Origin of the sequence: Pseudomonas cremoricolorata, assembly GCF_000759535.1 — a bacterium.
Taxonomy (GTDB): domain Bacteria; phylum Pseudomonadota; class Gammaproteobacteria; order Pseudomonadales; family Pseudomonadaceae; genus Aquipseudomonas; species Aquipseudomonas cremoricolorata_A.
The window spans coordinates 4411177-4428613 of sequence record NZ_CP009455.1; the positions used below are offsets into that span (position 1 = coordinate 4411177).

At 65.3% G+C, this 17437-nt stretch carries 18 protein-coding genes and 1 tRNA gene; 9 read left to right on the plus strand and 10 right to left on the minus strand.

Annotated features, from left to right (window positions below):
* The first annotated feature begins 27 nt into the window (after window positions 1–27).
* Window positions 28–888, plus strand: coding sequence for a xanthine dehydrogenase accessory protein XdhC (gene xdhC / locus LK03_RS19860; protein WP_038414260.1), 861 nt, complete (start codon window positions 28–30; stop codon window positions 886–888).
* The gene (gene guaD, locus LK03_RS19865) at window positions 885–2189 is read left to right on the plus strand and encodes a guanine deaminase (RefSeq protein ID WP_038414261.1); all 1305 of its coding nucleotides are present in this window, start codon (window positions 885–887) and stop codon (window positions 2187–2189) included. The genes xdhC and guaD overlap by 4 nt, the downstream gene beginning before the upstream one ends.
* A gap of 89 nt (window positions 2190–2278) precedes the next feature.
* Here the strand turns inward: guaD and LK03_RS19870 are convergent, their stop codons facing one another.
* The gene (locus tag LK03_RS19870) at window positions 2279–3034 is read right to left on the minus strand and encodes a GntR family transcriptional regulator (RefSeq protein ID WP_038414262.1); all 756 of its coding nucleotides are present in this window, start codon (window positions 3032–3034) and stop codon (window positions 2279–2281) included.
* A 347-nt stretch (window positions 3035–3381) separates the two neighbouring features.
* Between LK03_RS19870 and LK03_RS19875 the strand changes: the two genes are divergently transcribed.
* The gene (locus tag LK03_RS19875; protein ID WP_038414263.1) at window positions 3382–4731 is read left to right on the plus strand and encodes an NCS2 family permease; all 1350 of its coding nucleotides are present in this window, start codon (window positions 3382–3384) and stop codon (window positions 4729–4731) included.
* Window positions 4732–4734: 3 nt separating this feature from the next.
* Here the strand turns inward: LK03_RS19875 and LK03_RS19880 are convergent, their stop codons facing one another.
* Both LK03_RS19880 and LK03_RS19885 read right to left on the minus strand, forming a co-directional pair.
* The gene (locus LK03_RS19880; RefSeq protein ID WP_038414264.1) at window positions 4735–5538 is read right to left on the minus strand and encodes an MOSC domain-containing protein; all 804 of its coding nucleotides are present in this window, start codon (window positions 5536–5538) and stop codon (window positions 4735–4737) included.
* Between the two features lie 44 nt (window positions 5539–5582).
* A complete protein-coding gene (locus tag LK03_RS19885; protein WP_028693812.1) occupies window positions 5583–6518 on the minus strand; it encodes a chemotaxis protein CheV in 936 nt (311 codons plus the stop codon).
* A 341-nt stretch (window positions 6519–6859) separates the two neighbouring features.
* Here LK03_RS19885 and LK03_RS19890 point away from each other — a divergent pair, with 341 nt between their 5' ends.
* From LK03_RS19890 to LK03_RS19900, 3 genes are all read left to right on the plus strand, one after another.
* Window positions 6860–7333 carry a hypothetical protein gene (locus LK03_RS19890; RefSeq protein ID WP_049870572.1) on the plus strand — a complete coding sequence of 158 codons (474 nt, stop codon included), beginning with the start codon at window positions 6860–6862 and terminating at the stop codon, window positions 7331–7333.
* A gap of 294 nt (window positions 7334–7627) precedes the next feature.
* A complete protein-coding gene (locus tag LK03_RS19895) occupies window positions 7628–8524 on the plus strand; it encodes a sensor histidine kinase (protein WP_038414265.1) in 897 nt (298 codons plus the stop codon).
* Complete coding sequence (locus LK03_RS19900; RefSeq protein WP_038414266.1) at window positions 8514–9161, plus strand: response regulator; 648 nt, start codon at window positions 8514–8516, stop codon at window positions 9159–9161. Before LK03_RS19895 ends, LK03_RS19900 begins: the two co-directional genes overlap by 11 nt.
* Here the strand turns inward: LK03_RS19900 and yegS are convergent.
* The 3 genes from yegS to moaB all read right to left on the minus strand — a co-directional run bounded on the left by yegS (window position 9145) and on the right by moaB (window position 11918).
* Window positions 9145–10032 (minus strand): lipid kinase YegS, encoded by an 888-nt coding sequence (gene yegS / locus LK03_RS19905; protein WP_038414267.1) that lies wholly within the window; start codon window positions 10030–10032, stop codon window positions 9145–9147. The two genes, LK03_RS19900 and yegS, sit on opposite strands and share 17 nt — an antisense overlap.
* Before the next feature lie 136 nt (window positions 10033–10168).
* Window positions 10169–11395 (minus strand): molybdopterin molybdotransferase MoeA, encoded by a 1227-nt coding sequence (locus tag LK03_RS19910; protein ID WP_240478630.1) that lies wholly within the window; start codon window positions 11393–11395, stop codon window positions 10169–10171.
* Window positions 11379–11918, minus strand: a complete 540-nt coding sequence (moaB, locus tag LK03_RS19915) for a molybdenum cofactor biosynthesis protein B (protein WP_038414268.1) — start codon at window positions 11916–11918, stop codon at window positions 11379–11381. Before moaB ends, LK03_RS19910 begins: the two co-directional genes overlap by 17 nt.
* Before the next feature lie 162 nt (window positions 11919–12080).
* On the opposite strand from moaB, the gene LK03_RS19920 reads away from it, so the two are divergent.
* Window positions 12081–12302: a YgdI/YgdR family lipoprotein gene (locus LK03_RS19920; protein WP_028693818.1), complete on the plus strand. Its 222-nt coding sequence runs from the start codon at window positions 12081–12083 to the stop codon at window positions 12300–12302.
* 80 nt (window positions 12303–12382) lie between these two features.
* A tRNA-Pro gene (locus tag LK03_RS19925) sits at window positions 12383–12459 on the plus strand.
* Between the two features lie 45 nt (window positions 12460–12504).
* On the opposite strand, the gene LK03_RS19930 is transcribed toward LK03_RS19925, so the two are convergent.
* Window positions 12505–14268, minus strand: a complete 1764-nt coding sequence (locus LK03_RS19930) for an ABC transporter transmembrane domain-containing protein (RefSeq protein ID WP_038414269.1) — start codon at window positions 14266–14268, stop codon at window positions 12505–12507.
* Between the two features lie 297 nt (window positions 14269–14565).
* On the opposite strand from LK03_RS19930, the gene LK03_RS19935 reads away from it, so the two are divergent.
* A complete protein-coding gene (locus tag LK03_RS19935; protein WP_038414270.1) occupies window positions 14566–14745 on the plus strand; it encodes a PA1571 family protein in 180 nt (59 codons plus the stop codon).
* Window positions 14746–14836: 91 nt separating this feature from the next.
* On the opposite strand, the gene pdxB is transcribed toward LK03_RS19935, so the two are convergent.
* Genes pdxB through rlmM form a run of 3 tightly spaced genes read right to left on the minus strand, consistent with a single transcriptional unit; the run spans window position 14837 to window position 17374 of the window.
* Window positions 14837–15979 (minus strand): 4-phosphoerythronate dehydrogenase PdxB, encoded by a 1143-nt coding sequence (gene pdxB / locus LK03_RS19940; RefSeq protein ID WP_038414271.1) that lies wholly within the window; start codon window positions 15977–15979, stop codon window positions 14837–14839.
* Window positions 15980–16038: 59 nt separating this feature from the next.
* A complete protein-coding gene (tusA, locus tag LK03_RS19945) occupies window positions 16039–16281 on the minus strand; it encodes a sulfurtransferase TusA (protein ID WP_038414272.1) in 243 nt (80 codons plus the stop codon).
* A gap of 28 nt (window positions 16282–16309) precedes the next feature.
* Window positions 16310–17374 carry a 23S rRNA (cytidine(2498)-2'-O)-methyltransferase RlmM gene (gene rlmM / locus LK03_RS19950; RefSeq protein WP_038414273.1) on the minus strand — a complete coding sequence of 355 codons (1065 nt, stop codon included), beginning with the start codon at window positions 17372–17374 and terminating at the stop codon, window positions 16310–16312.
* Window positions 17375–17437: the final 63 nt, after the last annotated feature.

A 17437-nucleotide genomic window follows, 5' to 3' on the forward strand; every position in this document is an offset into this window, starting at 1 on the left:
CCATGCGCCTTCAGGAGGAACGAGCCCATGCACACCTGGATAAACGCCCTCGCCGACCACCAGCGCCGTGGTGAGCCGTGCGTGCTGGTGACCATCATCGAAGAGCGCGGCTCGACCCCGCGCAATGCCGGCTCGAAGATGGTGGTCAGTGCCAGCGCGCTGTTCGACACCATCGGCGGCGGCCATCTGGAATACAAGGCCCTGCATATCGCCCGGCAGCTGCTGGCCGAGGGCCGCAGTGCGCCACACCTGGAGCGCTTCAGCCTCGGCGCCAGCCTCGGCCAGTGCTGCGGCGGTGCCACGGTGCTGTTGTTCGAGCCGATGATCAGCGTGCAGGCACAGATTGCCGTGTTCGGCGCAGGCCATGTCGGCCGCGCTCTGGTACCCTTGCTCGCCGCGTTGCCGTGCCGGGTGCGCTGGATCGATTCGCGAGCTGAAGAATTCCCCGCGCAGATGCCTGACGGTGTGCAGCACATCGTCAGCGACGACCCACTCGACGAGGTCGCCACGCTGCCGGCGGGGTGCTACTGCATCGTCATGACCCACAACCACGCGCTGGACCTGGAGCTGACCGCAGCGATTCTCAAGCGCAATGATTTCACCTGGTTCGGTCTGATCGGCTCGCGCAGCAAACGGGTCAAGTTCGAGCATCGCCTGCGCCAGCGCGGCTTTGCCGACCCGCAGCTGGCGCGCATGCGCTGCCCGATGGGCCTGGCCGAGGTCAAGGGCAAGCTGCCGATCGAGATCGCCGTGTCCATCGCCGCGGAAATCATTGCCACCTACAACGCCCGTTTCGGTCAGCACGACGCTGCCTGCAACGCTGGCCCCATTGCCCAGTTGCTGCCGCCTTCACGGCGCAGCCACGCCCCTTTGACGAGCCTGACATGACCGTTACCCGCAAAGCCTACCGCGCCGCCATCCTGCACAGCATCGCCGACCCTGCCGAGGTCGGCGTGCAGGCTTCCCATGAGTATTTCGAAGATGGCCTGTTGGTCATCGACCAGGGCCGCATCAACGCCGTGGGCCATGCCAGCGAGCTGTTGCCGACGCTGGCCGCCGACATCGAGGTGGTGCACTACCAGGATGCGCTGATCACCCCAGGCTTCATTGACACCCACATCCATTTCCCGCAGACCGGCATGATCGGCTCCTACGGCGAGCAACTGCTGGACTGGCTCAATACCTACACCTTCCCCTGCGAGCGGCAGTTCGCCGACAAGGCCCATGCCGACCAGGTCGCCAAACTGTTCATCGATGAACTGCTGCGCAACGGCACCACCACCGCGCTGGTGTTCGGCAGCGTGCACCCTGAATCGGTCAACGCCCTGTTCGAGCAGGCCGAGCGCCTCGATCTGCGCCTGATCGCCGGCAAGGTGATGATGGACCGCAACGCCCCGGACTACCTCACCGACACGGCCGAATCGGGCTACCGGGACAGCAAGGCGCTGATCGAACGCTGGCATGGCAAGGGCCGCCTGCACTACGCGGTGACGCCGCGCTTCGCGCCCACCAGCACCCCCGAACAACTGGCTGCGGCCGGCCGACTGCTCAAGGAGCACCCAGGCGTCTACCTGCACACGCACCTGTCGGAAAACCTCAAGGAAATCGACTGGGTCAAGCAGCTGTTCCCTGAGCGCAGCGGCTATCTGGATGTGTATGACGACTTCGAGCTGCTCGGTGAGCGCTCGGTGTTCGCCCATGGCGTGCACTTGTGCGACCAGGAATGCCAGCGCCTGGCCGAGACCGGCTCAGCGGTGGCGTTCTGCCCGACTTCGAACCTGTTCCTGGGCAGCGGGCTGTTCAACCTGCCCCAGGCCGAGCGCTTCAAGGTCAATGTCGGGCTGGGCACCGACGTAGGCGCCGGCACCAGTTTTTCCCTGCTCAACACCTTGAACGAGGCCTACAAGGTCATGCAGCTACAGGGCGCGCCGCTGCACCCGTTCAAGTCGCTGTACCTGGCCACCCTGGGCGGCGCTCGCGCCCTGCGCCTGGACGACCGCATCGGTAGCCTGCGCCCCGGCAACGACGCCGACTTCGTGGTCCTCGACTACAAGGCCACCCCGCTGCTCGACTACCGCCTGCAGCAGTCCACCAGCATCGAGGAAACCCTGTTCGTACTTGCTACCTTGGGCGACGACCGTACCGTGCGCGAAACCTTCGCAGCCGGGCGCTCGGTGCATCGGCGTTGAGGCGATCGGTGGCGTCGAGCGTGCAGGAGCGGGCGGCAGCGATTGGGGTCGCTTAGCGGCCCATCGCGACCGAAGTCGCGCCTGCACGACTACCCGGCAGCCGTCGGCTTGGGCTTTTTCAGCAGGTGGGAAAACACGGCGTGGAGGTCGTCGGAGGCGCTTTCTTCGTCGAGGTTGAGCTTGCTGTCGATGTGATCCATGTGATGCATCATCAGGCTCACTGCCTGCTGCGCATCACCGGCCTCGATGGCGTCGATCAGTTGCATGTGCTCGTCGTACGAGCAGTGCGAGCGGTTGCCGCTTTCGTACTGAGCGATGATCAGCGAGGTCTGCGACACCAGGCTGCGCTGGAAGCTCACCAGCGGCGCATTGCCGGCCGCCTCGGCCAGCTTGAGGTGAAACTCGCCTGACAGGCGAATGCCCGCGCCGCGATCACCCCGCGAAAAACTGTCGCGTTCCTCACGCACCATCTGGCGCAGTTCGCTGAGCTGTTCGGCGGTGGCGTGCTGCACCGCCAGTTCGGTGATGGCGCGCTCGACCATGCGCCGCGAGAAGAACACCTGGCGCGCCTCTTCCACAGTAGGGCTGGCCACCACCGCGCCGCGGTTGGGCCGCAGCAGCACCACGCTTTCATGGGCAAGACGCGAGAGCGCGCGGCGGATGATGGTGCGGCTGACCCCGAAAATCTCGCCCAGCGCTTCTTCGCTGAGCTTGGTGCCCGGCGCCAGGCGCTGCTCGAGGATGGCCTCGAAGATATGCGCGTAGACGATGTCGTCCTGGGTACCACTGCGACCGACCTTGTTGGCGCGCACAGGTTTTTTCAGAGGTTGCAGCTGTTCGTTCATGGGCTCTCGGTGAAGAGGATCGGCCGGCGCATTCCTGGCGCTTGTGACGCCGCAGGAGGGCCTGGCAGGACCGGATGGTGATGATGGGCGAAAGTATGCGCTCATTGTACACAGGCTCTGGCGTTTCTGCAGTGCGCCAATGGCTTGTTCAGCAGTTGTACGGCAACCGTTGAACACAGAAAAGAAAACATTATTTGCATTCTTTGTACACAAACGCATAATCCAGCGAGCGACTTCCTGACCTCACGGTCAACAAATAGACAGGCCGTCGCGCCCCACTCACAGGCCGCCTTGCACCAGGCGTGACTGCGCTCCGAACAACAAGAACGATTCGAGGAGTACTCGCTGTGGAACGCCAAAAACCCGAAGCGCCCGCCGTCGACCGCACCCCTGCACCTGCCAGCGGCTGGCTGGAACGACTGTTCAACCTGCAGCGCCATGGCACCACGGTCAAAACCGAACTGATCGCCGGCATGACCACCTTCATCACCATGGCCTACATCATCTTCGTCAACCCCAACATCATGGCCGATGCGGGCATCGACCATGGGGCGGCGTTCGTCGCCACCTGCATCGCGGCAGCGTTAGGCTGCCTACTGATGGGCCTGTACGCCAACTGGCCAGTGGGCCTGGCGCCAGGCATGGGCCTGAACGCCTTCTTCACCTACACCGTGGTCGGCACCATGGGCTACAGCTGGCAGACCGCCTTGGGCGCGGTGTTCATTTCCGGGGTGCTGTTCATGATCCTGACCCTGTCGCGGGTGCGCGAATGGCTGCTCAACAGCATCCCACTGAGCCTGCGCCACGCCATGGGCGCCGGGGTCGGGCTGTTTCTCGGGGTGATCGGGCTGAAGACCGCCGGCATCATCGTCGCCAGCCCGGCCACCTTGATCAAGCTCGGCTCACTGCACGAACCGGCGCCGCTGCTGGCCGCGCTGTGCTTCCTGCTGATCGCCATCCTCAGCTATCACCGGGTGTTCGGCGCGATTCTCATCAGCATCGTCAGCGTCACGCTGATTGGCTGGGGCTTGGGCCTGGTGCAGTACGGCGGGGTGTTCTCGCTGCCACCGAGCCTGGCGCCGACCTGGCTGGCCATGGACCTGGCCGGGGTGTTCAACGTCAGCATGATCAGCGTGGTGCTGGCGTTTCTCTTCGTGCATATGTTCGACACCGCCGGCACGCTCATGGGCGTGGCGCAACGGGCCAACCTGGTCAAGGCCGATGGACGCATCGAACACCTTTCCCGCGCGCTCAAGGCCGACAGCGCATCCAGCGTGTTCGGCGCCGCGGTCGGGGTGCCGCCGGTGACCAGCTACGTGGAAAGCGCCGCCGGGGTCGCTGCCGGTGGACGCACGGGGCTGACGGCGGTGGTGGTCGGGCTGCTGTTCGTCGCGGCGATGTTCTTCGCCCCGCTGGCCGGGATGATTCCCGCCTACGCCACGGCCGGCGCGCTGATCTACGTGGCGATGCTGATGATGGGCAGCATGGCGCACATCAACTGGGACGAGGCCACCGACTGCATCCCGGCGATCGTCACGCTGATCATGATGCCGCTGACCTTCTCGGTGGCCGACGGCATCGCGCTGGGCTTCATCAGCTACGTGGCGCTCAAGGCGGGCACCGGCCGGCACCGGGAGATTTCCGCGAGCCTGTGGGTGCTGTGCGTGATTTTCATCGCCAAGTTCGCGTTTCTCTAGCGCTTACTCCAGCACCTCGACCGACATACCCACCTTGAGCACGCCTTCACCATCGGCGGCCAGGTTCTGTCCGAACACCACATCGCCGTCGCGGCTGCGGAAGGTCTTGAGGGTCAGCAGCGGCTCCTTGTCGGGGCTGCGCTGGCCGGTGGCGGGGTCGAGTGTGGTGAGGATGCAGCGCACGCTGGGCTTGAGCAGACGCAAGGTGATGTCGCCGATGCGGATGCGCCGCCAGCGGTCTTCGGCGAAGGGCTCGGCGCCCTCGACCACCAGGTTGGGGCGAAAGCGCAGCATCTCCATAGGCCGACCGATGCGGCGATTGAGTTCATCCAGCGAGCCTTGGCCGATCAACAGCAAGGGGAAGCCATCGGGGAACGTCGCACGGTCGCTGTTCAGGCCATAGCCATTGGGCAGATAGCGCGCCCTGTGCGCCGGGCAGTGCACCAGGCGCAGGGGTTTGCCGAGCAGTGCGCTGAGCCAGTCGGCAGCGGCATCACCGGCATCGGGCACCTGCAAGGTGTCGCGCCAGATCGTCACCCCGCGCAGCGCATCGTCCGCCGCCGGCACGGGTACGTTCAGCGAAGCGAAGCCTGGCGCTTCGAGCCGCAGGCTGCCATCTGGCAGATGCAACGCGCCGATCTGGGTCATCTGCGGCCAGGCACGCTGGGTGAGGAACTGGCCGTTGTCGGCGCGCACCACCATCCAGCGGCGATCGCCGGTCAGGCCCAAGGCGTCGACCGAGGACTCGGCCAGTGTCTGGGCCTGACCTGACTTCAACGGATACCGATACAACGCACTCAACAGCATGGGGCTACCGCCTCCTGGCTCAGCAAACGCTCAGCTTATACCGCTCAGGCCTCGGCGACATCCAGCGACAGGCGATGGCGCACCACCTCGACCAGGCGATCGGGCTGGAACTTGGAGAGGAAGTTGTCGCAACCGACCTTCTTCACCATCGATTCGTTGAAGCTGCCCGACAGCGAGGTGTGCAGCACCACATACAGGCCACGCAGGCGCGGATCGTTGCGGATTTCGGTGGTCAGGCGGTAGCCGTCCATTTCTGGCATTTCGGCATCGGTGAAGACCATCAGCAGCTTCTCGCAGATGTCCTCACCGGCATCGGCCCAGGCCTTGAGCATGCGCAAGGCCTTGAGGCCGTCGCTGGCGACGTGCAGTTTGACGTCGAGCTGGGTCAGGGTGTCGCGCAACTGCGCCAGGGCCACACTGGAGTCGTCCACCAGCAGAATTTCGCGGCCACGGGCCTTGGCCAGCAACGGATCGTCGAGCTTCTCGCGCGAGACCTTGGCGTTGTACGGCACGATCTCGGCCAACACCTTCTCGACATCGATTACCTCGACCAACTGCTCGTCGACCTTAGTGATGGCGGTCAGGTAGTGCTGACGTCCGGCGCTGGTCGGCGGCGGCATGATCGATTCCCAGTTGAGGTTGACGATGCGCTCGACGCCACCGACCAGGAACGCCTGCACCGAGCGGTTGTACTCGGTGACGATGATCGTGCTGTCCGGGCCTGGCTGCAGCGGGCGCATGCCAATGGCCTGGGACAGGTCGATAACCGGCAGGGTCTGCCCACGCAGGTTGACCACGCCACAGACGAATGCGTGGCGCTGCGGCATGAGGGTCAGTTTGGGCAGTTGCAGCACTTCCTGAACCTTGAACACGTTGATCGCGAACAACTGCCGGCCGGCCAGGCGGAACATGAGAATTTCCAGGCGGTTCTCGCCCACCAGTTGCGTGCGTTGATCTACCGTGTCGAGAATGCCCGCCATTGCCCTGCCCCTGAGGTGAAAAATGTCATTGGCCCTGTATCGGCGTCATGCGCGTTAACTTGATGGGAACGCGCAGCCTGGGTAACGGCAATGATATCACTTCAATAGCACTGCAAGGACTGGCCGCACCCTTCATCCATGCCAACGCAAGCCCCGGCCCAGGCGGCTCGCCGCCTTGACCATCGGGGAAACCCTTACCCCATACCGGGTCGAACCTGATATTCGCGCTATCCATTACCCATTAATGTGATGCCCTTCGCACTGCATGGAAGGAGTCAGGCTTTGTTGCCACTAGTGTTCGAAGGCGCGGCAGCCGCCGCGCGTGGTCCGGGCCATTGAGCATGGATCAGCGCCCGTCCGACACCGCCACCCTGCGGCCGTTTCTTGCCGATGCCCGGCGTCTGCTGGCCACTGCCGAAGACTGCATGGCGCACCTGCAGCTGATCGACGACGATGCCGATGCCTGCCATTGCCTGCAACAGGCGCTCAGCGCGCTGGCAAGACGCGCAGCGCTGGCCGGGGTCGACGAACTCACCCGCTATGCCGAGCCACTGCGCTACCTGCTGTCGTTGGCGTGTCAGGCGCCGCGCCTGAGCGAAGTACTGTTGCTGCGCACCCAGGCCTGCCTTGACCTGCTGGCCTGGCAGCTGGAATTGCTCGACCCCTCGACCGGCCGCATCGACCTCGACGAACAGGAACAACTGCGCCTGCTCCACGACCTGGCCGGCGCGCTGGATGCGCAGCAACGCCTGATCGCCAGCGCCGACTGCGGCACGCCCTGCACGCAGGGCGGGGGGCACTCCCAGCCAGACTAAGTTGCAACTTGCCAGGCGCAGAGGTGATTAAACGCGACAACTAACCCCTCTTAACTATCGTTGTTACGCTGCAACTTGAACGCTGCATAAATACTGGCAATTGGCCTTGGTCGAATCCTGCCGGTGCCCCGTAAATACTGGGCGCGGCGCCACTTCGGGGGCGCCGCGACCAAACCAACCCGAAGTGATAACATGCGCCCAATCAATTATTCCTGACCCCACCCATACTGCATTGCGGCGCGCTGCCGATGCCATCCGCCGAACGTCCCGTCCTCATTAGCGATCTCTCTGACTATGCCGTCATGTGCCAAGCCCCGTTCCCGCCCGTGTCAGCGCAGCGCTTTGTTACGCCGGGTCACTGGCCTTTTGTGCACGGCGTCATTGGCAGCCAACCTGTACTACTGGGAACGTGCGCAGGCCTTGCCTGGCGAGGTGTTGCTGTTGCAGGGTCTGGCGCTGCTGGCGGTGCTCGGGCTGTTGCAGCAACGACGCCGCGCGATCAGCCTGCTGCCCGAGGAGCTGGCGCAGCGCATGCTGATGGTCCAGGAAGGCGAGCGTCAGCATCTGAGTCGCGAGCTGCATGACGATATCGGCCAGTTGCTCACCGCCGCCACCTTGCAGCTCGATTGGCTGCGGCGGCGCCTGCCCGGCGAACTCAAACCGCATGCCCTGACCCTGCGCGGCACCCTGGAACAAACCCTCACCCACGTGCGCGACGTCACCTGCCTGCTCAACCCGCGGCAACTGCTCAGCCTGGGCCTGGAGGCGAGCCTGCGCGCGCACCTGCTGCGAACCCTGCAGGCAAGCCCGGTGCGCTGGACCCTGCATTGCCCGCAGCGCCTGGACGGCGTGCCGACGGCCATCAGCATGGCGGCCTTTCGCATCACCCAGGAAGCGGTGACCAACCTGCTGCGCCACGCCCATGCCAACAACCTGCACATCGAGCTGCGGCGCAGCGAAGAAGGCCTGCTGCTGCGCATCGAAGACGACGGCGTCGGCTTCGACCCTGGCGCCGATCCGCAGCTGCTTGGGCAGCGTGGGTTGGCAGGCATGCAGGAGCGTGCGCAGGCCCTGCAAGGCACTTTCAGCCTCTCCAGCCAGCCGGGGCAAGGCACGCGGATAGAAGCTCGGCTGCCGTGGCCACCGCGCACCCACCCACGCGCCAGGACACCCGTCAGCAATGGCCTGTAGACTGCTGCTGGTCGACGACCACTCGCTGATTCGCGCCGGGGTCCGCGCGTTGATCGCGGACCTGCCTGGCTACCAGGTGGTCGGCGAAGCCGAAGACGGCCACCAGCTGCTGGCATTGGTCGAACAGGTGGCCGCCGATATCGTCCTGCTGGATCTGTCGATGCGCTCGACCAGTGGCCTGGACGCCATGGCGCAACTGCGCGACGCCGGCGCCCCGTGCAAGGTGCTGATTCTGTCGATGCACACCGATCCGCAGACCATCATGCGCGCCCTGCACGCCGGCGCCCACGGCTACCTGCTCAAGGACACCAGCGCCAGCGAGCTGGAACAGGCGTTACTGGCCCTGCGCAACAACGAACGCTACCTCAGCCCGGCCATCGCCCACACGGTGATCAACCAAGCCTTGCAGCGCAGCCCGGACCTCAGCGAGCGGCGCAGCCTCACCGCCCGGCAACTGGAGATTCTGCGGCTGATCGTGCGCGGCAAGTCGACCCGGGAAATCGCCACGGGTCTGGGCCTATCGATCAAGACCGTAGAAACTCACCGCGCCCAGATCATGAAGCGCCTGCATATCTTCGATGTCGCAGGCCTGGTGCTGTACGCGGTGCGCGAGAAGATCATCAACCTCGACGACTGAGCAGCGGCGAGTTGGCCGGCAGGTGCACGTTGATCGCCCCAGGCTGCGCCTCGAAACGCAGGTTGTCGCCCTGCAGCGGTTCGCCGTCGAGGTTGACGTCCAGGCCCTTGGCGCTCTTGATCTCGACCCACGGCAGCCGTGCACGCACATACAAGCCGCCACCGCCGAGCAGTTCACGCAAGGCGCCGACCATGTCCTGGGGCGCCGGCAGGATGCTCACCTCCAGCAGGCCGTCATCGGCCAGGGCCTCGGGGCACAATTCATGGCCGCCGCCAGCCTGGCGCCCATTGCCGATGCCCAGCGCCAGCAGGTCGCCCTGCCAGTGGAAATCAGGGCCGTGCAGTTCCACAGAGGCGGCCTGCAACTCACTGAAGCGGCTCAACCCGGTGAACAGGTACGCCGCGCCGCCGAGCACTTTCTTCAAGTCTTCCGAGGTATTGGCCGTCACTTGGCTGCCGAAGCCTCCGGTGGCCATGTTGAGGAACCACTGCTCACCGACCTTGCCCAGGTCGATGGGCCGCGCGGGCTGGTCGAGCAGTGCCAGGGCCTGGGACGGATCCAGCGGCACGCCGGCGGCGCGGGCGAAGTCGTTGGCAGTGCCCAACGGCAGCAGCACCAGGCTGGCTTGCGTGGCCGCCTTGCCCATGGCCTCGGCGATATCGCGCAAGGTGCCGTCACCACCGCCGGCAATCAGCGTGCCGTAGCCTGCCTGCAAAGCCTCGTCGACCAGCCTCGCGGCATCGCCGCCTTCCCAGGTCAGGCGTACATCCAAGGTCCAGCCACGCTTGCGGCAGTGGGCCACGGCGCTGCGCACATCGTCGTTCATGGCCTGTTTGCCATGCAAAATCAGCATTGCCTTGCGCTGCTGCATTGCGCTTCTCCGTTGGTGAGTACTACGGCAATCTCGACACTGCGCAAGGGCGATTTGCTGCATGGCGAAGGAGGTTACGGCGAAAAAAGCTGTGGCGGCCTACCTGCAAGGGATGGTCAAGCGGCCGCCCCGGCCCTCAATCGAGCAGCTCGCTGAAGGGAATGAAACTCACCGCATCGCCGGGCTGCGGCGTGGTGCCTTCAAGCACCTCGACCAGACCATCTGCCCAGGCCGCGCTGCGCAGCACGCCGGAGCTCTGGTTCTTGTAGATCTGCACCCGGCCCTGTTCGATGCGCGCACGCAGGTATTCGCGGCGGCTGCCGACCTTGTTCCAAGCGAACGCCGCAGGCATCTGCACGCGCAGCGGCTCAAGCCTGCTCACCCCCAGGCGGCGCAGCAGGTAGGGCCGGGCCAACAAGCCGAAGGTGACCAGGGTCGAGGCCGGATTGCCCGGCAGGCCGATCACCGGCACGCCGCGAAAATGCCCAAAGGTCAGCGGCTTGCCGGGCTTGATGGCCAGTTTCCACAGTGACAGCTCGCCGGCCTCGCGCAAGGCCATGCCCAGATAGTCCGCCTCGCCCACCGACACCCCACCGGTGGAGAGGATCAAGTCGACATCACCCAGACGTGCCAGGCACTGGCGAGTCAGCTCCAGGTCATCGGCCAGAATGCCGGCATCGGTGACCTCACAACCCATGCGCTGCAACCAACTCACCAGCAATCGTCGGTTGCTGTTGTAGATCTGCCCCGCGGCCAGCGGCTGGCCGGGCTCGACCAGTTCATCGCCAGTGGACAGCACAGCGACCCGCGCGCGCCGAATGACTGGCACGTGACCATGACCGAGGGTCGCGACCAGACCCAGTTCGATTGGGCCAAGCCGTGCGCCAGCGGCCAGCACCTGATCGCCAATCCGCGCCTCCTGACCTTGCGGACGCACGTTCTGCTCAGGCGTAAGGCTTTCCAGAAAGCGCACCTTGCCGTCGGCCAGCACCTCGACGTTCTCCTGCATCTCGACGCAGTCGGCACCCGCCGGCAGCGGCGCGCCGGTGAAAATGCGCGCGCACGTCCCAGGCTGTAGCGGTTCGGGGGCGTGGCCTGCGAAAATACGCTGGCTGACCGCCAGCGGCTCGCCCTGCCAGTCGGCGAGACGTAACGCATAGCCGTCCATGGCGCTGTTGGGCCATGGCGGCAGGTCGATGCTCGACACCAGGTCTTGGGCCAGCACCCGGCCATCGGCGTCGGCCAGGGCCACCTGCTCGACTTCGCGGATCGGCTTGGCATCGGCCAGGCTCAGCAACTGCGCAAGGGCTTGTTCGACCGGCATCAATGGCCGGCTCTGGCTCGCCTCAGCCACGGCTTTCACACGGCGCAGCCTGCTTGAGGTGCGGGACGAAATTGCACGGACGGTGACGGGCGTCGAGCTGCTCGGCGAGGATGCCGTCCCAACCTGTACGCACCGCATTGGTCGAGCCAGGCAGGCAACACACCAGGGTGCCATTGGCCAGCCCCGCCAGAGCGCGCGATTGCACGGTCGAGGTGCCGATATCGGGTACGGAAATCTGTCGGAACAGCTCGCCGAAGCCGTCGACCTGTTTGTCCAGCAGGCAGGCAACCGCCTCAGGAGTGCTGTCGCGGCCAGTGAAACCGGTGCCGCCGGTGATCAGCACCACCTGTACGGTGTCCTCGGCGATCCAGGTGGCGACCTGGGCGCGAATCTTGTACAGGTCGTCCTTGAGCAGCACCCGCGCAGCCAGGTTATGGCCGGCGGAGGTGAGACGGTCGACGAAGGTCTGGCCGGAAGTATCGGTGTCCAGGGTGCGGGTGTCGCTGACCGTCAGCACGGCGATGTTCAGCGGCACGAAAGGGGTATCTGCCTTGGCTTTCATGGGGGTCCATCACAGAGGAAATGTTGCCGTGGTTATATCACAGCGGGCCCCACGAACCATTGACCTGGAAAGAACCTCGCGACTGTGCTGCACTGTGCAAGGAACTTGCGTAGACCTCATGCGTCTGACGGACACCTAGCACCCTCGATGTGGAGAAACACGATGATCAAGCGGACCCTTCCCGCCTTCCTGCTTGCCCTGGGCATGGGCGCCCTTGCCGGCTGCGCATCGCCAAGCGTCATCACCCTGAACGATGGCCGCGAGATTCAGGCGGTCGACACGCCCAAGTACGATGAAGACTCCGGCTTCTACGAATTCGAGCAGCTCGACGGCAAGCGCACTCGCCTGAACAAGGATCAGATCCGCACCGTCAAGGAGCTCTGATCCGACGCCTTTTCGCACAACAACCTTATTTACAACAAGGGCTTGCGTGCCAAAAGGCGATACAGTAGGATTTCCTTCATCGGAGTGTAGCGCAGCCAGGTAGCGCGTCTCGTTCGGGACGAGAAGGCCGCAGGTTCGAATCCTGTCTCTCCGACCAAATCCTCACAAAAAACCCGCCCAGTGCGGGTTTTTTGTTGCCCGCTCACAACTCCCGAGCGCCGAACTGCAAGGCCGCCAACCGCGCATACAGCGGGCTGGTTTCGATCAGTTGCGCATGCGTACCCACCGCCACCACCCGCCCTTGATCCATTACGGCAATACGCTCGGCATGCTGCACCGTGGCCAGGCGATGGGCGATCACCAGGGTGGTGCGCCCAGCCATCAAGGTCGGCAGCGCCTGCTGCACCAGGTATTCGCTCTGCGCATCCAGAGCACTGGTGGCCTCGTCGAGCAGCAGAATCGGCGCATCTACCAGCAAGGCGCGGGCAATCGCCAGGCGTTGACGCTGTCCGCCCGACAGCCCCGCGCCGCCCTCGCCTATCAAGGTCTGATACCCCAGCGGCAGGCGCTCGATGAACTCATGGGCGTGGGCACTGCGCGCTGCGGCCTCGACCTGTTCGAAGCTGGCCTCGGGACGGCCATAGCGCAGATTGGCCTCGACGGTGCCGCGAAACAGCGCAGGTTGCTGCGCCACCAGGGCGAACTGGCTGCGTAGGGTTGCCGGGTCGAGGTGTGCGATGGGCTGGCCGTCGAGCAGGATGCGTCCTTGTTGCGGGTCATAGAAACGCAGCAACAGGTCGAACAGCGTCGACTTACCCGCCCCCGAGGGGCCGACCAGGGCCAGGGTCTGACCCGGCTCTATCCGTAGGTCGAGCCCGTCGATGGCCGCCTGCTGCGGCCGCGACGGGTAGGCGAAATGCAGCCCTTGCAGCTCGATCAGGCCAACCGCCCTGGGCAGCTCGGCGGGCAGCGCTGGGGCGACGATGGCCGGGCGCGCTGCCAGCAGTTCAGCGATACGCTGCGCCGCGCCTGCCGCTCGCTGCAATTCACCGAGCACTTCACTGAGGGTGCCCACCGCGCTGCCGACGATCAGGCTGTAGAACACGAACGCGGCCAGATCGCCGGCCGACATGCGTCCGGCAATCACGTCCATGCCGCCGACCCACAGCATCACCCCCACTGCGCCCAACACCAGCACGATCACCAGGGTGATCAGCCAGGCGCGTTGGCGGATGCGCAGGCGCGCCACCTCGAACGCTGCTTCCACGGTGTCTGCGAACAACGCGCGGTCGCGCGGCTGGTGATTGTAGGCCTGCACGGTCTTGATCTGGCCCAGGGTCTCGGCCACATAGCTGCCGACATCGGCGATGCGGTCCTGGCTTTGCCGCGACAGACTGCGCGCACGCCGGCCCATCAGCAGGATCGGCGCCAGCACCAGCGGCAGGGCCAGCACCACGATGCTGGTGAGCTTGACGTTGGTGATGAACAGCAGCACCACGCCGCCCACCACCATCAAGGCATTGCGCAGGAACATCGACAGCGACGAGCCGATCACCGACTGCAGCAAGGTGGTGTCGGCGGTCAGCCGCGACTGGATTTCCGAGCTGCGGTTGTCTTCGAAAAAGCCTGGGTGCAGGGTCAGCAGATGATCGAACACCGCGCGGCGGATGTCGGCGACGCACCGCTCGCCGATCCACGACACCAGATAAAAGCGGCTGAAGGTGCCGAGCGCCAGGGCCAGCACCAGCAGCAGGAACAGGCCCAAGGTGCGGTTGAGCTGCTCGGCCGAGCCGGTCATGAAACCGTGATCGACCAGCAGCCGCACGCCCTGGCCCATCGACAGCGTGACCAGCGCGGTGAGCACCAGTGCCAGCAGCGCCAGCAACACCTGACGCCGATACGGGCGAATGAAGCGCCAGGCCAGACCCAGGGCGCGCGGAGGGAGTGCGGAAGCAGTCTGTGACATGGCGTGGGTCGATCCGGGGCAAAGGACGTGCAGCCTACCACTGTGGCAGGGGCAAACCTCTGTCGTTGACGCCGAGCGGTTTGACGGAACTCGAGCAGCCGCGGCGACGTCGCACAGTCTGGTGACGATGCACAGGGGTAATGGCCAGTGATGGCGCTATGCCCATTCGGTCTAATCGGCGACTAGCCATCGGCCAGCATCTCTGGTGCACTGTCGTCGTCAATCTGACCCGAAGCCGACACACCGACGTCATGCCTTCGGATTACCGTGAGCCAGCACCTGAAGAGGAGACAGGACATGAGCACTGAGCACAGCCACGACCCGCAAAAACCCCATACCCAGGCTCCCCAGCAGCCCTGCGGCTCGATCATCGATGCCCAGGGCCGTGAAGTGCCGATCACCGAGCAGATGATTCAGCAGGCCTGCCAGGCTCTGGAGCAGAGCCGCAAGAGCGTGACGGCAGGCGTTGGGGCGTAAGTTTCATCCGGCCCTTCGCGGGTAAACCGCAGCGGCGGACCGCCCGCGAAGGGCCGGTCTACCATCAACCTCCTGCAACGTGACCGCGCCCTCAGACCAACACCGCGCCCAACGCACTGACCATCTGCGCCAACTGCGGCGCCTCGCCCTGCACACGCACGTGCAAGCCTTCGATTTCCCGGCGTGGCGGATAGTGTTTGCGCAGGCGGTCGAAGGCGGCGCGCTGCGCAGCGGTGTCGCTGCTCAGGCTACGGCGAAAATCGGCGTCATCGCGGCGTGGGTCGTACACCACGCGGCACAGCGTGGCCAAGGCCCAGTCCAGCTCGGCGCTGGCGGCGAACTCAAGCTTGGCCAGCGCTACCGGCGGCAGCAGATCGGCCAGGCGTACAGTGGGCGCGATGCCGCGCCATTGGCACAACGCCTGGTAGATCTGCGCCGTGCCGCGCTGGCGGCCATCGAGGCTGTAGCCGGCGATGTGCGGGGTCGCCAGGGTGCACAGGTCGGCCAGTTGCAGGTTCACTTCAGGCTCGCCTTCCCAGACATCGAGCACCGCGTGTACATCATCGCGCTCAGCAAGCAACGCGCGCAGCGCCTGGTTGTCGACGATCGGCCCGCGGGCCGCATTGATCAGCCAGCTGCCGGGGCGCAACTGCGCCAGTTCCGCCGCGCCGAGCAGGTGCCAGGTGGGGTGCTCGCCATCGCGCTGCAAGGGGGTGTGCAGGCTGATCACATCGCATTGGGCAAGAATGGTTTCCAGGCTGACGAAGTCGCCGCCTTCCTGCGCCTCGCGCACCGGGTCGCACACCAGCACGCGCCAGCCCAGGCCGTGCAGCACGCGCACCAGACGCCCCCCCACTTCACCGGCGCCCACCACCCCATACACACGCTGCGATAGCGCTACGCCTTCCAGCTCGGCAAGCGTCAGCAGGCTGCCGAGCACATAATCGACCACACCGCGGGCGTTGCAGCCCGGAGCGCTGCGCCAGTGGATGCCGGCTTCGGCGAGGTAGTCGAGTTGCAGGTGGTCGGTGCCGATGGTGCAGGTGCCGACGAAGCGCACGCGGCTGCCTTCGAGCAGTTGCCGGTCGACGCGAGTCACCGAGCGCACCAGCAGCACGTCGGCATCCTTGACGCAGGCCGCATCGATGGCGCGCCCCGGATAGCGGCGGATTTCGCCGAGCCCTGCGAAAAAGGCATCGAGCAGGGGGATGTTTTCATCGGCAACTATCAGCATGGCGCACTCCTTATCGGGGTGCGCAGTGTAGGCGCTCGGCGGTAAGGCTTCCAGCCGGGTCAACCGGCGTTCTTGCGGATCCAGTACAGGTAGGTGCCCGCCTGCTCCTGCTGCTCGACCAGATCATGGCCAAGAAACACGCAGAACTTGGGGATGTCGCGGCGGGTCGAGGGATCGGTGGCGATCACCTTGAGCAGGCCGCCGGCGGCCAGGTCGCGCACGTGCTGGTGCAGCATCATCACCGGCTCCGGGCAGTTCAGGCCGCTGGCGTCGAGCACCGCGTCCGGGGTGAGGTCAGTCATGTCAGGCTCCGTGGCAGATCAATGGGGGTCAGCGTGCGCTAAGGTCAAGCCGGCGCAGGTGGCAGGTGACCTCCTCGCGGTCGTGGTAGAGCTGCTTGCAGGCAATCGACACGCGTACCTGGCGCGCCTTGAAGGTCGCCTGCATGCGTTCGAGCAGGCGGCGCACCTCCGGGTAGCGCTGTTTCATCGGCAGCTTGAGGTTGACGATGGCCTCGCGGCACAGCCCTTCGCCCAGCCAGGTCTCGATCAGCGCAGTACTGCGCGCTGGCTTCTCGACGATGTCGCAGACCATCCAGTCGACCCGCTGCCTGGGCTTCCAGGTAAAGCCATCGGCCATCAGGTGCTGCACCAGGCCGGTGTCCATCAGGCTTTCGGCCATCGGGCCGTTGTCGATGGCGGTGACCAGCATGCCGCGCTTGACCAATTGGTAGGTCCAGCCACCGGGCGAAGCGCCCAGATCGACCCCGGTCATGTCGTCGCCCAGGCGCGCCGGCCACTGCTCGCGAGGAATGAACTGATGCCAGGCTTCTTCCAGCTTGAGGGTCGAGCGGCTGGGCGCTTCGCGGGGGAATTTCAAGCGCGGAATGCCCATTGGCCACAGCGCCGAGTTGTCCTGGTCGGCCAGGCCGACGAACACCCGACGACCACTGATGAAGGTCAGCAACAGGCGTGGCCTGGCGGCGTCATCGACCAGTCGCCCGGCCTTCTCCAGGGCCTTGCGCAGCGGCCCTTCAAACTTGCGGCAGAAGGTCGACAGTTCCTTGCCGTCGTTGCTGTCGAGCACCTCCAGCCACAGGCTGCCGAACACCGGCAGCTCGGCCAGGTGCGCCAGCAGCACGCTGATGCGATCGGTTTCCGGCAGCTCGACGAACTCACCACGGGCCCACTGGCGCGGGAAGATCAACTCGCTGAAACGCAGCTCGGCCATCAGTCGCTCACTGCCGCCGTCTTCGCTGCAGACGAATTCGGCGCAGGCGCTGTGCGGCTTGGCCTTGGCATAACCGGCCACGCCCAGGCGTGCAGCGTGCTCGCTGAGTTCAGCGCAAACCTCGCCCTCGAAGCCGGGCCGGCAATGCATCAACAGGGTACTCATGTCTCACTCCACGGCGCTGGCGCAGTGCGCGCCAACCTTGCGCCAGCGCAAGGTAGCGCCGGC

Coding starts and splice junctions, on each gene's coding strand:
- LK03_RS19930 (WP_038414269.1), bottom strand. CDS start 14,268: ATGTCACAGACTGCTTCCGCACTCCCTCCGCGCGCCCTGGGTCTGGCC.
- rlmM (WP_038414273.1), bottom strand. CDS start 17,374: ATGAGTACCCTGTTGATGCATTGCCGGCCCGGCTTCGAGGGCGAGGTT.
- LK03_RS19870 (WP_038414262.1), bottom strand. CDS start 3,034: ATGAACGAACAGCTGCAACCTCTGAAAAAACCTGTGCGCGCCAACAAG.
- moaB (WP_038414268.1), bottom strand. CDS start 11,918: ATGAAAGCCAAGGCAGATACCCCTTTCGTGCCGCTGAACATCGCCGTG.
- guaD (WP_038414261.1), top strand. CDS start 885: ATGACCGTTACCCGCAAAGCCTACCGCGCCGCCATCCTGCACAGCATC.
- LK03_RS19920 (WP_028693818.1), top strand. CDS start 12,081: ATGATCAAGCGGACCCTTCCCGCCTTCCTGCTTGCCCTGGGCATGGGC.
- LK03_RS19890 (WP_049870572.1), top strand. CDS start 6,860: ATGGATCAGCGCCCGTCCGACACCGCCACCCTGCGGCCGTTTCTTGCC.
- yegS (WP_038414267.1), bottom strand. CDS start 10,032: ATGCAGCAGCGCAAGGCAATGCTGATTTTGCATGGCAAACAGGCCATG.
- tusA (WP_038414272.1), bottom strand. CDS start 16,281: ATGACTGACCTCACCCCGGACGCGGTGCTCGACGCCAGCGGCCTGAAC.
- LK03_RS19900 (WP_038414266.1), top strand. CDS start 8,514: ATGGCCTGTAGACTGCTGCTGGTCGACGACCACTCGCTGATTCGCGCC.
- LK03_RS19935 (WP_038414270.1), top strand. CDS start 14,566: ATGAGCACTGAGCACAGCCACGACCCGCAAAAACCCCATACCCAGGCT.
- xdhC (WP_038414260.1), top strand. CDS start 28: ATGCACACCTGGATAAACGCCCTCGCCGACCACCAGCGCCGTGGTGAG.
- pdxB (WP_038414271.1), bottom strand. CDS start 15,979: ATGCTGATAGTTGCCGATGAAAACATCCCCCTGCTCGATGCCTTTTTC.
- LK03_RS19880 (WP_038414264.1), bottom strand. CDS start 5,538: ATGCTGTTGAGTGCGTTGTATCGGTATCCGTTGAAGTCAGGTCAGGCC.
- LK03_RS19885 (WP_028693812.1), bottom strand. CDS start 6,518: ATGGCGGGCATTCTCGACACGGTAGATCAACGCACGCAACTGGTGGGC.
- LK03_RS19895 (WP_038414265.1), top strand. CDS start 7,628: ATGCCGTCATGTGCCAAGCCCCGTTCCCGCCCGTGTCAGCGCAGCGCT.